The organism is Rhodococcus sp. MurmanLake-1, assembly GCF_056945715.1.
In genome coordinates, this window is record NZ_JBWZNF010000002.1 from 273,488 (window position 1) to 287,270 (window position 13,783).

The window sequence follows — 13,783 nt, forward strand, 5'->3', positions numbered from 1 at the left end:
GAGGTTCCGATGGCGCGATTGACCAGGCAGGAAGCGCAGGCGCTGACCCGCGAGACCCTGTTGGCGACGGCCGTCGAGCACTTTCTCGATCGCGGATACGCCGCGGCCTCTCTCGATCAGATCGCCGAGGACGCCGGGTACTCCAAGGGGGCGGTGTACTCGAATTTCAAGAACAAGGATGAATTGTGTGCCGAAGTTCTCGGCCGGATCAGGCTGACCAAGGTCGGTGAGATCACTGCGCAACTCGGGGCGAAATCGACCCTCGACGATGCGGTGGCTGAATTCGCGCGGTGGGCCGAGCGAACAATCGGGGACCAGAGGTGGACGCTGCTCGAGGTCGAGTTCTCGGTGAGATCGCGGCACAGCGAGGACATTCGGGAGAAGATCGCGGCGGGTGCCGACCAGGTGCGCGGACTGATCGCCGGATTGGTCCAACACCTCACGGAATCCAACGGGGTGACGCCGACGCTGGATCCGGACGCAGCCGCGCTGCGAATGCTCAGCGTCGGAATCGGTTTGGGGCTACAGCGCGCAATCAGCCCAGAGCTTCCCGTCGATCCGCTGGTGGATACGGTGCGGGAAATTTTGTCGGGCGGCTGAGGAGTGCGCGGAGCATGCCGCCGATCTCGGCGACCGCTGCACGGGATCCGGCACTGGGCCCCAGAACGTTGACGAAACCGTGGATGAATCCGGGGTAGCGTCGATCCGTGACATGAACACCGTTGTCTCGCAATCGTGCTGCGTACGCTTCGCCTTCGTCCCGGAGTGGATCGAACCCCGCCGTGATCACGATGACTGGTGGCAGTCCGGCCACGTCGGGGGCGCGTAGCGGCGACACCAACGGGTCGAGTCGATCGGCATCCTTGCCGAGGAAGCTGGACTCGTAGAAGTTCATATTGGCCTCGGTCAGGAAGAAGCCTTCACCGAACGTCGTTCTCGAGGGAGCCTTCTCGTGAAAGTCGGTAGCGGGGTAGATCAACAGCTGTGCTGCCGGTGGGGTCTTGCCGTCGTCGCGGGCACGCAACGCCACCGTCGCGGACAGGTGCCCGCCCGCACTGTCGCCTCCGACAGCGATGCGTGTCGGGTCTGCCCCGAACTCTTCGGCGCGGTCGACGATATCCTGGTACGCGGCATAGGCGTCGTCTACCGGTGTGGGGAAAGCGAATTCGGGTGAAAGCCGGTAGTCGACCGAGATGACCCGTGCGCCGGAGGTCTCGGCCAACAGGCGACACGGAGCGTCGTGTGATTCGATGCCGCCCTGTACCCAGCCGCCGCCGTGGAAGTAGGCGAGCAGAGCGCCGGTGTCGGCAGTCGGAACGTAGAGCCGGGCGCGGAGCGGGCCGTCGGCGCCCGAAACGGAGATCTCTTCGGTGCGGACCTGCGCGGGCCTGCCACCCATCATGATCGCGGTTCGGGTGAGATTGGCGCGAGCAGCGGCGAGTGACTGGGGGTCGGTGGAATGTGAGGGGAGTGGCCGCGTCTTCGCGAGCGTGAGCAGCAGGTGTGCGTCGGCGTCGAGCGTGTTGCCCTCGATGACGACGGGTGGCCCGGTGATTCGACGTTTCACCGCGCTGGGCAGCGCGAATGCGGCTGCTACCAAGGACGCTTCGGCGCGATCTCGAATGCTGCGGCTGCTGGCCTGCTTCACGGATTCCGACACGTGGCGCAGACTACCAAGCATGACTACTGCGGCACTGTCGATCACGCAGATCGAGAACACACATCTGGTTCGTTGCGGTCACGCCAATTGGGTCCTGGTCGAAGAGGGGTCCGATCTGACGTTGATCGACGGCGGATACCCGGCCAACGGCGCCGACGTCGAACGCTCGATCGAGCAGATCGGTCACCAGCTCGGGGATGTTCGGGCAATCCTCGTCACTCACGCGCATGTCGATCACATCGGTGGAATCGCGGACATCGTGACTCGGCTCGAGGTTCCGGTCCTGATGGATCCGTTGGAAGTGCCCCACGCGAAGCGGGAGTACCTGCAGCAGTTGTCGCCGGCCAAAGTTCCGTTGCTGTTGTGGCGGCGAGGCGCTCCGAAGTGGCTACGCGACGTGATCGGAGCAGGCGCGTTGAAAGGCGCGGAACTGCCTCGAGCACAGGCCTTTGCGCCAGGTGGTGCGCTGGACGTTCCCGGTCGGATCGTGCCGATTCCTACCCACGGGCATACCGACGGCCACAGCGCTTACCTTGTTCCCGACGCAGGAGTCATCGCGTCGGGTGACGCTCTGGTGACCGGGCACGCGACCTCGAGTGTCGCCGGACCACAATTTCTGGTGTGCCCCTTCAACCATGACCGTGGAGCGACGGACCAGGCGTTGGACAATATTGCCGCTGCGCCCGCCGGCGCGCTGTTTCCCGGACACGGGCCGGTCTACGAAGGCAGCTTGGCTGCCGCAGTCGAACAGGCCCGAGCGGGCCGGACAAGGATGCGTCCATGAGTACTGTCGAAGCGGTCGACGAAGGCGCGGTGCACGGTTTCCTGCACCGCCCCGAGTCAGTGCCCGTCGCAACCCTGGCATTGACCCACGGCGCCGGAAGTAATTGCGACACTGTGCTGTTGCGTGCTGTCGCCGACGGCTTTGCTGCAGCAGGAGTGCAAGTTCTGCGCTTCGATCTCGCGTTTCGGGTGCGTCGAGCTTCGGGGCCGCCGCATCCGTCGCGTGCTGCGGAGGATCGCGCGGGCATTGCCGAGGTGATTACCGCTGTTCGCTCGGACTACTCGGTGCCCGGACCCGTTCTGCTCGGCGGACATTCGTACGGCGGTCGGCAGGCGTCGATGCTGGCAGCGGAGAACCCGGGACTTGTCGACGGCCTGGTCCTGCTGTCCTATCCACTGCATCCACCGAAGAAGCCCGAGAAGCTCAGAACCGAACACCTGCCCGACCTGAACACACCGACCGTTGTCGTCCACGGATCGAAGGACGAGTTCGCGACGACGGAGGAGATACAGGCAGCACTCGACCTGGTTCCCGCCGCGACACGTCTGGTGGAGTTCGAAGGAGCACGACACGACTTGTCCGTGGTGAAATTTCCGGTGGTGGAGGCGACAGTCGCGGCCGCATCGGCTTTGTTCGTGTTCTGAACGCCGAGCGGGCAGTTGCCCGTGTCGGTGGTTCCTGGTGAGATCGAATCATGAGTGCCCAGCCGTATCAGCCCAGTGCCCTGTCCGACGTCACGGTGAGCGTCGACGGGGACGACACAGTCGTCAGCTTCCCTCGGGTGCTGCCGTATCCCGTCGAGAAGGTGTGGGAGGCGATCACCGACCCGGAGATGTTGGCGCAATGGACGCCGTACACCGCCGATCGGAATCTGAGCCGTACCGGTGACGCCGTGATCACCATGCTCACCGAGGACGGAGCCCCCGAAATGTCGCTGCCGGTCACCGTTCACGTTGTGGAGACCACTCGGCGGCTCGAACACGAGTGGGGCCCGGACGAATTGGTGTGGGACCTGACCTCGGTCGAGGGCGGCACCCGCGTCGTACTGACGCAGAGGTCGCGCGCCGAGGGGATGGCGTCGGCACTCGCTGCCGGGTGGCATTTGTGCTTCGACGTACTCGATGCCCTTCTGGCAGGCGAGCCCTTCGGACCGATCGTGGGCGAACGGGCGCGCGAGTACGGTTGGGACGCACTCAACTCCGGTTACGCGCGACAGTTGGGCATCGACGAATCTCAGGTTTGGTAGCTGCTCAGAGTTTGCGACTGGCAGGCTTTCTGGTGGAGGCTCGCACGATCAGTTCGACGGGAAGTTTCACGGATTCGACGTTCTTGCCGGAGATCAGTGCGAGTAGGTGCTCGAGCCCGGTCGCGCCGATCTTTCGGGCGGGGGACCTCACCGTTGTCAGGGGCACCGGGAGTTGCGAGACAACCGGAATGTCGTTGTAGCCGACCAGCGCAAGATCGTCGGGAATGCTCAACCCGAGATCACGGGCCACACCGAGTACGCCGATCGCGATGGTGTCGCTCACCGTGAAGACGGCGTCGGGGCGTGAATCTCCACCGAGCAATGTGGCCGCCGCATCGACACCCCCTTGAACTTCGAACTCGGACGCCACTATTCGGTTCGGCGGCAGTTCCAGACCGGCTTCGGTCAGGGCATCGCGGAAACCCGCGACGCGTTCCCGCGACGTGCTGGCGTGATCCGGCCCCGCGATCACTCCGAGATCGCGATAGCCGCAGTCCAGTAGATGCTTCCCCGCGAGGTAGCCGCCGAGGCGGTCGTCGCCGCTGACAAAGGGAAGACCTCGGTTCGGAGACGACGTCGCCGAGTCGGTGTGCCGGTTCAGCAGCAGGATCGGCAATGCGCGCAGGGGGAGCGAGTCGACGAAATCGGTACCCGGCAGGTGGATGCTGCTCAGCATGAGACCGTCGACCTGTCGGCTGACCAGGAACTCGACCGCTTTGCGCTGCGCGTCCAGATCGTCGGGTGGGCTGGAGAGCAGGACGGAGTACCCGGCTGCGGTGGCGGCTTCCTCGATGCCTTGGAACATCGTGGCCACCACGACGTCCGTCAGCCTCGGCATCACGACGCCGATGGTGGTGGTCTTGCGGGTACGCAGGCTGGCCGCCCACAGGTTCGGTTGGTAACCGAGTTCCTCGGCAACCTGACGAACTCGGAGTGCGGAGTCGGACCAACCGTCGGCGGGCTCGGGCTGACGGAGGACCCGCGACGCCGTCGAGATGTGGACCCCGGCCTGGTCGGCGATTTCGCGCAGCGTTGGCGGACGGCCGTTGCTGCGGTTCGACGGATCGGGCGTCATCTGCGTCGGGGCTCCTGGTGTGCGTCGGTTCTGAGTTGGTTCTGAGTTGGTTCTGAGTCGGTTGGCTGTCCGGGGATTGACGGGTGTGCAACCGGGCTCTACTCTAAGTGATGCAAACGATTGCGCAATCGTTCTCGCAAAGGATTGCGCCCGAGAACACTGGAGGCCCCGTGACCACGCCGCAGTCCCTGTCCGAGCTTTTTGCCATCGACACCCTGCTGGACGCCGAGGAGATCGCGATCCGCGACACGGTCCGCAAGATGGTCGACGATCGCATCCGCCCGCACATAGGCGAATGGTTCGAAGCGGCAGCACTGCCGGCGCGTGAACTGGCCAAGGAACTGGGCGCGCTCGGCGTTCTGGGCATGCACCTCGAGGGCTACGGCTGTGCCGGAATGAGCGCCACGGCGTACGGGTTGGCCTGCCAGGAACTCGAAGCTGTCGATTCGGGCATTCGCAGCCTCGTCTCGGTCCAGGGCTCACTGGCCATGTTCGCGATCCACCACAACGGAAGTGAAGAGCAGAAGGAAGAATGGCTCCCCCGGATGGCGGCGGGTGAAGCCATCGGCTGCTTCGGTCTCACGGAACCCGATTTCGGATCCAACCCCGGCGGTATGCGAACCAACGCCAAGCGCGACGGCGACGACTGGATCCTCAACGGCACCAAGATGTGGATCACCAACGGCTCCATCGCGGACGTCGCCGTGGTCTGGGCGCGAACAGACGACGGCGTGCGCGGATTTGTCGTTCCCACCGACACTCCGGGATTCTCCGCCCCCGAGATCAAGAACAAGATGTCGCTGCGCGCGTCGGTCACCTCGGAACTGGTGCTCGAGGACGTGCGTCTTCCTGCCTCGGCGATGCTGCCCAAGGCACGCGGACTTTCCGGGCCCCTCGGCTGCCTCAACGAGGCACGCTTCGGCATCATCTTCGGCGCGATGGGTGCCGCACGTGACTGCCTCGAGACCGCGATTTCCTACGCGCGTGATCGCAAGGTCTTCGACAAGTCGCTCGCTGCGTACCAGATCACCCAGGCCAAGATCGCCGACATGGCAGTCGAATTGGGCAAGGGGCAGTTGCTTGCCATCCACCTCGGACGCCTCAAGGACGCCGGGACGGTTCGCCCCGAGCAGGTCAGCACCGGCAAGCTCAACAATGTCCGCGAGGCCATCAAGATCGCCCGTGAATGCCGCACCATTTTGGGCGCCAACGGCATCACGCTCGAGTACCCCGTGATTCGGCACGCCAACAACCTCGAATCCGTTCTCACCTACGAGGGCACCTCCGAGGTTCACCAGCTCGTGATCGGTCGCGCTCTCACCGGTGAAGAAGCGTTCCGGTGACGGTCGACGCTGTCGGAGCACTCGACGGGCTGGTGATCGCTGATTTCGGTCGCGTCCTCGCCGGCCCGTACGCCACGATGATTCTCGCCGACCTCGGCGCGGAGGTAGTCAAGATCGAACGTCCGGGTGTCGGCGACGACACTCGTAGTTGGGGTCCGCCATGGGTCGGGGACGAGTCGAGTTACTTCCTGTCGGTGAACCGCAACAAGAAGTCGGTCACTCTGGATCTGCGCGAGCAGGAGGATCTGGAGAGTGCGCGTGAGTTGGTTCGCGGCGCGGATGTAGTGGTTCAGAACTTCCTGCCGGGAACGATGGACCGGCTGGGATTGGGCTACGACTCTGTGCGAGAAATGAATCCGCGTGCGGTCTACTGCTCGATCAGTGGCTTCGGTGGCAACAACTCTTTGCCGGGATACGACCTGTTGATCCAGGCGGTGGGCGGATTGATGAGTATCACCGGCCCCGATTCCAAGACTCCCACCAAGGTCGGCGTCGCGGTGGTCGACGTCATCACGGGCCTACACGCCAGCGTGGGAATCCTTGCAGCGCTGCGCCATCGCGATCGAACGGGCGAAGGACAGCACGTCGAGGTCAATCTGTTGTCCTCGTTGCTGTCCGCGCTCGCCAACCAGTCGTCCGGCTACGTTGCCGCGGGCGTGGTGCCTCAGGCGATGGGCAATCGACATCCGAGCATCGCACCATATGAGGTATTCGACACCGCGGACCGTCCACTGGTCCTCGCTGTCGGCAATGACCGGCAATTCGGTTCGTTGACAGAGGTTCTCGGAGTTCCCGAACTTGCCGCGGATGTGCGGTTCATCTCGAACCGGGATCGGGTCGCGCATCGAGAAGAGTTGTTCGATGCCGTCACTGCTGCGTTGGCCAAGGGCACTGCAGACTCGTGGTTCGAGGCGCTGACCGAGCGAGGTGTCCCGTGTGGACCTCTCAACGACATCGCCGACGCGATAGCGCTGGCGGAGCGACTGAATCTCGATCCGGTGGTGTCCATCGACGACCCGCGTCGCGATGCACCGACCCGGCAGGTAGCCAATCCGATTCGGATGAGCGGCACGCCGGCAACCTATCGGTCGGCCCCGCCGCGGTTGGGGGAGGACAGCGTTCCCACTCCGTCGGGAGTCAGTTGACCCAAGCGAATCGGCCACCGGAATACCCGGTGGCCGATCTGCGTGTGTGGGTGACTCAGCTGACCTTCAGGACCAGCTTTCCGGTGTTCGCACCGGCGAAGAGAAGATTGAGGCTGTCGCCGAACGCGTCGATACCCCCGTCGACGACGTGCTCGCGGGCAGTCAATTCGCCACTCTTGATCCACTTTCCGATCTGCTCCTGCGCTTCTGCGTAGCGATCGAGGTAGTCGAAGACCACGAAGCCGGCCATCGTGGCCCGATTGACGAGAAGTGACAGATAGTGCGCGGGGCCTGGCTGAGGCTCGGTGGCGTTGTAACCCGCGATGGCGCCGCAGATGACCACCCGAGCGCCCAGGCGCAATCGGGAGAGAGCAGCGTCGAGAATTTCTCCGCCGACGTTGTCGAAGTACACGTCGATACCGTCGGGAGCGTTGGACTTGAGCGCCTTGTAGACGGATTCGTTCTTGTAGTCGATGGCGACATCGAAGCCGAGGTCCTCGGTGAGCCACGCGCACTTCTCCGGACCGCCGGCGATGCCGATGACCTTGCATCCGTGGAGCTTTGCGATCTGACCGACCAGGCTGCCGACCGCACCCGCAGCACCGGATACGACGACGGTGTCACCGTCTTTCAGCTTTCCGACGTCGAGCAGTCCGAAATATGCGGTGACGCCGGGGAATCCGAGTGCTCCGAGCCAGGTCGGTAGGGGAGCGATCGATTCGTCGACCCGGGTCACATCTGTTCCGTCGGACACGCCGTACTCGGAAGCGCCGAACGATCCCGCCACGATGTCCCCGACCTGGTAATCGGGGTGTTGGGATTCGGTGATGCGTCCGACGCCGTGGGCGCGCATGACGGAACCGAGCTTGACCGGCGGAACGTACGACTTGACGTCGTTGAGCCAACCGCGCATCGCGGGGTCGAGGGAGAGGTATTCGACCTTGACGACAAACTCACCCGGCCCGGCGGACGGGATCTCGGCGGCGACATATTCCCAGGTGGAAGCGTCGGGAAGTCCTGTCGGGCGGGCGGCGAGGCGTACTTGGCGGTTGGTCATCTCTCCCCTTCGGCGAAACGAATTGAACTTGAGGCCGGATTCAATATAGGTGATGGATCACGAACTGGGAAGAGTTGGATGAACCGATTGACGACTATGTATGTTCGATCGATGAGCAATGTCGTCGAAGACGCGCCTGGTTGGTTCACTCGGGCGCTGGAAGCGCCGGTCGAGACGGGGTCGGTGGAGGTCGAGGGCGCTTCGGTGCACTTTCGGGCTTGGGGGTCGGCGGGGCCGGGAATTGTGCTGATCCACGGCGGCGCAGCCCACAGTCGCTGGTGGGATCACATCGCGCCGCAGTTCGCCGAGGGGCGGCGCGTCGTCGCTCTCGACTTGACGGGCCACGGAGACAGTGACACTCGCGATGCCTACGCGATATCCCAGTGGGCTCGCGAGGTGCTGGCGGCGGCCGAGGCCGGGGGAATCGACGGCAAGCCGATTCTGGTGGGGCACAGTATGGGTGGGATTGTTTCCTTCGTGGCCTCGCATCTGCACGGCGAACTGTTGGACGGCGTTGTCATCATCGATTCGCCACTCAAGGCGCGGACGCCCGAAGAGGAGGCAGCTCGACGCCAGAATGCGTTCGGCCCCAAGAAGGTTTACCCCACCAGGGAAGACGCGATGGGTCGATTCCGCTTCGTTCCGCCCCAGGATTCGGGACTGCCTGCGGTGCGTGACCATGTGGCAGCCACGTCCATGGAGGAAGTCGATGGCGGTTGGTCATGGAAATTCGATCCGAACTTCTTTCTCCGAGTTGGCGCCGAAGATGTTCTCGACAGTGAACCGCGTTGCCGCGTAGCCTATTTCCGAGCTGAGAACGGTATCGTGTCCGATCGACTCATGGAGCACATGCGCGGACTGTTCGGACCGGAGGCCATCGTGGCGGAGATTCCCGAAGCCGGCCATCACGTCATGATCGATCAGCCGTTGCAACTCGTGACCGGGGTGCGAACTGTGTTGAGTGCGTGGGCCGTCGCAAGTCAAGTGCCGGTAAATCAAGCGGCAGGTAACATCGAGGAAAGGGTAGAAGCATGAGCACGGAATTGACGCTCGAACCGAAAGTTGAAGCTGCACTGCAGTTGTGGCACAACATGATCGAAACCGGTGACCTGTCGGCACTACCGACCATTGTCGCGCCCGACGCGCAGTTCCGATCGCCCACCGGATTCAAGCCGTACCAGTCCGCGGATGCCGTTGTGCTCATTCTCAATACGGTGATCCAGGTGTTCGAGAATTTCGAGTACCACCGTCAGTTCGCCGGAGCCAACGGTCGGCAGGTCGTTCTCGAATTCAGTGCGAACATCGGAGACAAGAGCCTCAAGGGAATCGACATGGTCGAATTCGACGAGGACGGCAAGATCGTCGATTTCGAGGTCATGGTGCGTCCGGCCAGCGGGCTCGCCGCATTGGCTGCCGAGATGGGCAAGAGGCTCGGGCAGACGCTACCGACCTACAAGGCCTGACCTGAGTCCGGGCGCGGGCCCAGTCTGCCTGCTCAGCTGGTGCGGAATCCACCGTTGGAGTGAAGGAGTTGCCCTGTTATCCAGCCTCCGGCGTCGGACATCAGAAATCGAACGAGGTCTGCAGTGTCGCCGGGAGTACCCAGCCGGCCGGCAGGGGTCTGGAGGGTTGCGGCCCGTCTGATCTCCGGTGTCATCCACCCTGTGTCGATCGGTCCTGGGTTGATGACGTTTGCCCTTACACCGCGTGACCCAAGTTCGACTGCGGCGGCGATGACGATGCGGTTGAGAGCGCCCTTGCTGGCCCCGTACGGAAGATTGTGGGCCGCATGGTCGCTGGTGAGTGCGATGATCCGCCCAGTCACCTGACTGACGTCGCGCTGCTCCGGAAGGCGTTCAGCGAACGCTTTGATCAGCAGCCAAGAGGCGCGGGCGTTGACAGCGAAATGTCGTTCCCAGCTCTCGACGGTGGTATCGAGGATCGAGCTGTCGACGCTTTCGCAATGCGAGAGAACCAGCCCACGAAGGTCATTCCGCGATGCGGCAGCGTCAACGAGCTGTGCGGCCGCATCCGGCGAGGCCAGATCTCCGGGAACCAGGTCGACACGGCTCCCGAGTGCGCGACACTTCTCGGCAACGTCCTGCGGATCGTGCGCTCCGCGGACGAACCCGACGCGTTCGTCATAAGGCGCCCAGTAGCCGATCGTCAGATCCCAACCATCCTCGGCTAGACCCAATGCGAGGCTTGCTCCGATCGACTTGCTCCGGCCGACGCCGGTGATCAACACGGTCCCGCGCCTGTCAGACACTGCTCGCCTCCAGAGATGTCCTGCAATTCAAATGGGGTGAGGTCACTTCAGTTGGAAGCATCACTGTAGCGGGCGAGCTGTCGACTGTATCGAGCGAGCTGTCGCCGTAGGTGCCTCGACCTGACCAGTGTCTTGACACGGCGCTGGTCACAGCGTTTGACTGAGATGCAAGCTCGAGTTGATTCGCCGGACTGTGTCCCGGGAGGTTGACCTATGCGCGGCAATGGAATTGCAGGCAAGGCTTTCTCAGGCGAGGGCTGTAGACGTGGACAAGAATCTCACCGAGCAAGGTCTCATCGCGGGACCGTCTCGGTTCTGGCTTTGGTTGGGGTGTGCGTACTTTCGTTTGCCACCACTCAGACGGCCGGCGCGCAACCGGTTGCAGAGAATGTCGATACCGGGTTCGTGATCCCTTTTGCCGGGGCACCGGTCTACGAGAGCGTCGCGCCCACGCAGATGACTACTCCGGATCAACTCAACCAGCCACTCGGTCAGCAGACTGCGGAAGAGATTGCCGCGCAGATCGGACTCGAGCCAGCCGACGCTTTGACCGAGGAGCAGTATCGCGACCTCATGACCGGCGGTGGGATCGGTGGCAATCTCGAGGATGCCGAGGTGATCGACGAATGCGCTCGGATTCTCACCAATACGAACGGGCGGCCCCTCTATTCCGGCACTACGCCGTCGGTTCTGGCCAGTTACGGGTTGTACGTGAATCCCGACGGATTGCTGGAGAGTCCGGCCAACGCGGATGCTCCGACGCGACAGGTGAATACGCTGATCGCCCCTGGCGGTTTTGTGGGCACCTGGTTGCGCAACAACGGTGCGACGCACACTCTGATTGCGCTCTATCAGTCGGCATACACGGTGCAGGCAGTCTACGGATTTGCAGCGCAACAGATTTCGGGAGAAGCACAGCTGGTGACCAACACCAAAGGCGATGTGAGTTCGGAAGTCGGCATGTCGATGGCGCCGCCGCTCTGGATAGTGAACTTCGCACTGCTCTACATCTTGAAGCCGTCACTGGCGGCGGCCATGCCTGCGCACTGGGCTCCCATTCCGCCTGCCGTTGCCGACGCCGTGAAGGCGAGTCCCACCGGTCAAGTCGCCTTCAGTGACTACGCGTCCTATTTCGAGTGATCGCTCTGCCGGACAGCGCTGACGAACTTCTCGATCAAAGCGTGGTCCTTGACGCCCCTCGACGATTCGACGCCGCTGGAGACATCGACGCCCCAGGCACCGGTGGCATCCAGCGCGTCGCGCACGTTCTCCGGGGACAGTCCGCCCGCCAGGATCCACTGGCCGTGCGGGCGTGATTGCTGTTGTGCCCAGTTCCACGGCACCCCGGATCCGGCGTCGGCGCCGTCGATCAGGAGCTCGTCCTCACCGAGGTCGAGGTTGTAACCGTCGCGGACGTTGCTGGAGACAACAGCGCGGATGACAGTGAGGCCGGCGTCGTGCAAGCGCTGCACTTGCTCGGCGTCGACCAGATCGTGAATCTGCACGGTACGAAGACCGGTGATCTCGGCGATCTCGAGGACCTGATCGATCGGGTTGCCGAGAAATACTCCGATTGCCCGGATGTGTTCGGGGATTCGTGCAAGAAGATCGACTGCGAGTGCGGGGTCGACTTTGCGGACGCTCTCGGCGAAGACGAAACCGATGGCGTCGACGCCCAGGCCCACCGCGAGGTCGACCGTGTCAGCGTCCCGCAGCCCACAGACCTTGATGAATGTCACCTGATACACAGTACTAGCGTCGTCGCCGTATCAGCGTGGTCGTCTAGCCTCGTGCGTGCGACATTTCTACGTGCGAGAGGCTTGACGTGGACTGGCTCTACCGAATCAGTTTGATCTCGGGACCACTGCCGGTGATCCTGACTGTGCTCGGGGTCCTGGGTGGTGTGTGGCTGCTCGGTTCGAGCGTTCGCTGGTACTACCGCAGAGCCGTACCGATCGCGGGGCTGATCGCACTGGTGATCATGATCGCCGTCTGGATCACCGTCGAAAAGGTGATCGTGCCGTTCCCGGATCCCATCGAGATGTCGATCTACGTGTGGATCGGAATCGGTATCTACGCGGTGCTACTTCTCGGGCCGCGAATCAAGGCGGGCGGAACGATCGCGAAGGCGGTGGTGTCCGTCGTTGCGACCGTTCTGGTCATCGTCACCGCCGCGACGCAGATCAATCTGGTCTTTGCTGCCTACCCGACAGTGGGAATTGCCTTCGGACACGACGATTTCGACCGCATTTCACTCAGCGAAGTTCCCGGTCCGACGGATCCTGTTGTCACCGGCGATCCCACCGACACGGTGTGGAAAGCGCCGGAAGGCATGCCGATTCGCGGACGAGTCACGACTTTGCCTGTTCCCGGAACGATTTCGGGATTCTCCGCGCGCGATGCCCAGGTGTATCTGCCGCCGTCGTACTTCACCAATCCGCGTCCACTACTGCCCGTCCTGGTGCTCATGGCCGGTCAGCCTGGCAAGCCCGAGGACTGGCTCCAGGGCGGAAAGCTCACCGCGACAATGGATGCTTTTGCCCGGGATCACGAGGGGTTGGCTCCGGTCGTCGTGATAGCCGATGGAACAGGTTCGCAGATGGCCAATCCGCTGTGCACCGACTCGTCGCAGGGCAAGGTCGGCACGTACCTGGCAAAGGACTTGCCCGCTGCAGTGGCGAAGGCGTTCCAGATCGACACGAACCCGAGGGCGTGGGCCATCGGCGGACTCTCTTACGGCGGTACCTGCTCGCTGCAGATGGCTACCAACTACCCCGACGTGTATCCGACGTTCCTCGATCTCTCCGGTCAGTTGGAGCCCTCGCTCGGTGACCGACAGCGAACCGTCGACGAGATATTCGGCGGCGACGAGGCGGCATTCGTGAAGGTGAATCCGATGGACCTGCTGGCGACCCGGAAGTTCCCGAACTCGGGCGGAGTGTTTGTGGTCGGAACAGATGACAACGAGTTCAAGCCCGGCCAGCAAAAGGTGTACGAAGCGGCCAAAGCGGCCGGAATGGACGCCAGGTATCTCGAGCTTCCCGGTGGTCACAGCTTTTCGGTGTGGTCGGCCGGCGTCGAGCAGGAGCTGACGTGGATCTCGCAGCGAATGGGACTGATCAGCTGAATCCTGTTCCGGTTTTGGAACGTGTTCTATATTCGGTGTGTGGCTGCCGTTCGGCAGTCTCTCGATCGTTCACCGAC

15 protein-coding genes are annotated in these 13,783 nt (G+C 63.1%); 10 read left to right on the top strand and 5 right to left on the bottom strand.

Annotation, left to right across the window (positions count from 1 at the left end; all coding sequences use genetic code 11):
* Positions 1-9 precede the first annotated feature (9 nt).
* A complete protein-coding gene (locus tag AC2ETI_RS07635; protein WP_019745124.1) occupies positions 10-600 on the top strand; it encodes a TetR/AcrR family transcriptional regulator in 591 nt (196 codons plus the stop codon).
* On the opposite strand, the gene AC2ETI_RS07640 is transcribed toward AC2ETI_RS07635, so the two are convergent.
* Positions 536-1,660, bottom strand: a complete 1,125-nt coding sequence (locus AC2ETI_RS07640; RefSeq protein WP_483633744.1) for an alpha/beta hydrolase — start codon at positions 1,658-1,660, stop codon at positions 536-538. The genes AC2ETI_RS07635 and AC2ETI_RS07640 overlap by 65 nt on opposite strands.
* 19 nt (positions 1,661-1,679) lie before the next feature.
* On the opposite strand from AC2ETI_RS07640, the gene AC2ETI_RS07645 reads away from it, so the two are divergent.
* Genes AC2ETI_RS07645 through AC2ETI_RS07655 form a run of 3 tightly spaced genes read left to right on the top strand, consistent with a single transcriptional unit; the run spans position 1,680 to position 3,690 of the window.
* Positions 1,680-2,444: an MBL fold metallo-hydrolase gene (locus tag AC2ETI_RS07645; RefSeq protein ID WP_428690920.1), complete on the top strand. Its 765-nt coding sequence runs from the start codon at positions 1,680-1,682 to the stop codon at positions 2,442-2,444.
* A complete protein-coding gene (locus tag AC2ETI_RS07650) occupies positions 2,441-3,088 on the top strand; it encodes an alpha/beta hydrolase family protein (protein WP_483633745.1) in 648 nt (215 codons plus the stop codon). The genes AC2ETI_RS07645 and AC2ETI_RS07650 overlap by 4 nt, the downstream gene beginning before the upstream one ends.
* A gap of 50 nt (positions 3,089-3,138) precedes the next feature.
* On the top strand, positions 3,139-3,690 hold the full coding sequence (locus tag AC2ETI_RS07655) for an SRPBCC family protein (protein ID WP_020970638.1): 552 nt from the start codon (positions 3,139-3,141) through the stop codon (positions 3,688-3,690).
* 4 nt (positions 3,691-3,694) lie between these two features.
* On the opposite strand, the gene AC2ETI_RS07660 is transcribed toward AC2ETI_RS07655, so the two are convergent.
* Positions 3,695-4,765 carry a LacI family DNA-binding transcriptional regulator gene (locus AC2ETI_RS07660; protein ID WP_283308335.1) on the bottom strand — a complete coding sequence of 357 codons (1,071 nt, stop codon included), beginning with the start codon at positions 4,763-4,765 and terminating at the stop codon, positions 3,695-3,697.
* Positions 4,766-4,935: 170 nt separating this feature from the next.
* Between AC2ETI_RS07660 and AC2ETI_RS07665 the strand changes: the two genes are divergently transcribed.
* Positions 4,936-6,108, top strand: a complete 1,173-nt coding sequence (locus tag AC2ETI_RS07665; protein ID WP_046380332.1) for an acyl-CoA dehydrogenase family protein — start codon at positions 4,936-4,938, stop codon at positions 6,106-6,108.
* Positions 6,105-7,253, top strand: a complete 1,149-nt coding sequence (locus tag AC2ETI_RS07670) for a CaiB/BaiF CoA transferase family protein (RefSeq protein ID WP_020908949.1) — start codon at positions 6,105-6,107, stop codon at positions 7,251-7,253. Before AC2ETI_RS07665 ends, AC2ETI_RS07670 begins: the two co-directional genes overlap by 4 nt.
* A 55-nt stretch (positions 7,254-7,308) precedes the next feature.
* Here the strand turns inward: AC2ETI_RS07670 and AC2ETI_RS07675 are convergent, their stop codons facing one another.
* Positions 7,309-8,310, bottom strand: coding sequence for an NADP-dependent oxidoreductase (locus AC2ETI_RS07675; protein ID WP_483633746.1), 1,002 nt, complete (start codon positions 8,308-8,310; stop codon positions 7,309-7,311).
* A 111-nt stretch (positions 8,311-8,421) separates the two neighbouring features.
* Between AC2ETI_RS07675 and AC2ETI_RS07680 the strand changes: the two genes are divergently transcribed.
* Positions 8,422-9,345: an alpha/beta fold hydrolase gene (locus AC2ETI_RS07680; protein ID WP_019745115.1), complete on the top strand. Its 924-nt coding sequence runs from the start codon at positions 8,422-8,424 to the stop codon at positions 9,343-9,345.
* Positions 9,342-9,773, top strand: a complete 432-nt coding sequence (locus AC2ETI_RS07685; RefSeq protein WP_113682483.1) for a nuclear transport factor 2 family protein — start codon at positions 9,342-9,344, stop codon at positions 9,771-9,773. The genes AC2ETI_RS07680 and AC2ETI_RS07685 overlap by 4 nt, the downstream gene beginning before the upstream one ends.
* A gap of 32 nt (positions 9,774-9,805) precedes the next feature.
* Here AC2ETI_RS07685 and AC2ETI_RS07690 read toward each other — a convergent pair whose 3' ends face one another.
* Entirely contained in the window at positions 9,806-10,579 is a 774-nt protein-coding gene (locus AC2ETI_RS07690; protein ID WP_483633747.1) for an SDR family oxidoreductase, read from the bottom strand.
* Positions 10,580-10,792: 213 nt separating this feature from the next.
* Here AC2ETI_RS07690 and AC2ETI_RS07695 point away from each other — a divergent pair, with 213 nt between their 5' ends.
* Positions 10,793-11,719, top strand: coding sequence for a hypothetical protein (locus tag AC2ETI_RS07695; protein WP_483633748.1), 927 nt, complete (start codon positions 10,793-10,795; stop codon positions 11,717-11,719).
* Here the strand turns inward: AC2ETI_RS07695 and AC2ETI_RS07700 are convergent.
* A complete protein-coding gene (locus AC2ETI_RS07700; RefSeq protein ID WP_336503613.1) occupies positions 11,707-12,318 on the bottom strand; it encodes a phosphoribosylanthranilate isomerase in 612 nt (203 codons plus the stop codon). The genes AC2ETI_RS07695 and AC2ETI_RS07700 overlap by 13 nt on opposite strands.
* 86 nt (positions 12,319-12,404) lie before the next feature.
* Here AC2ETI_RS07700 and AC2ETI_RS07705 point away from each other — a divergent pair, with 86 nt between their 5' ends.
* Positions 12,405-13,706, top strand: coding sequence for an alpha/beta hydrolase (locus AC2ETI_RS07705; protein ID WP_483633749.1), 1,302 nt, complete (start codon positions 12,405-12,407; stop codon positions 13,704-13,706).
* The last annotated feature ends 77 nt before the right edge of the window (positions 13,707-13,783 follow it).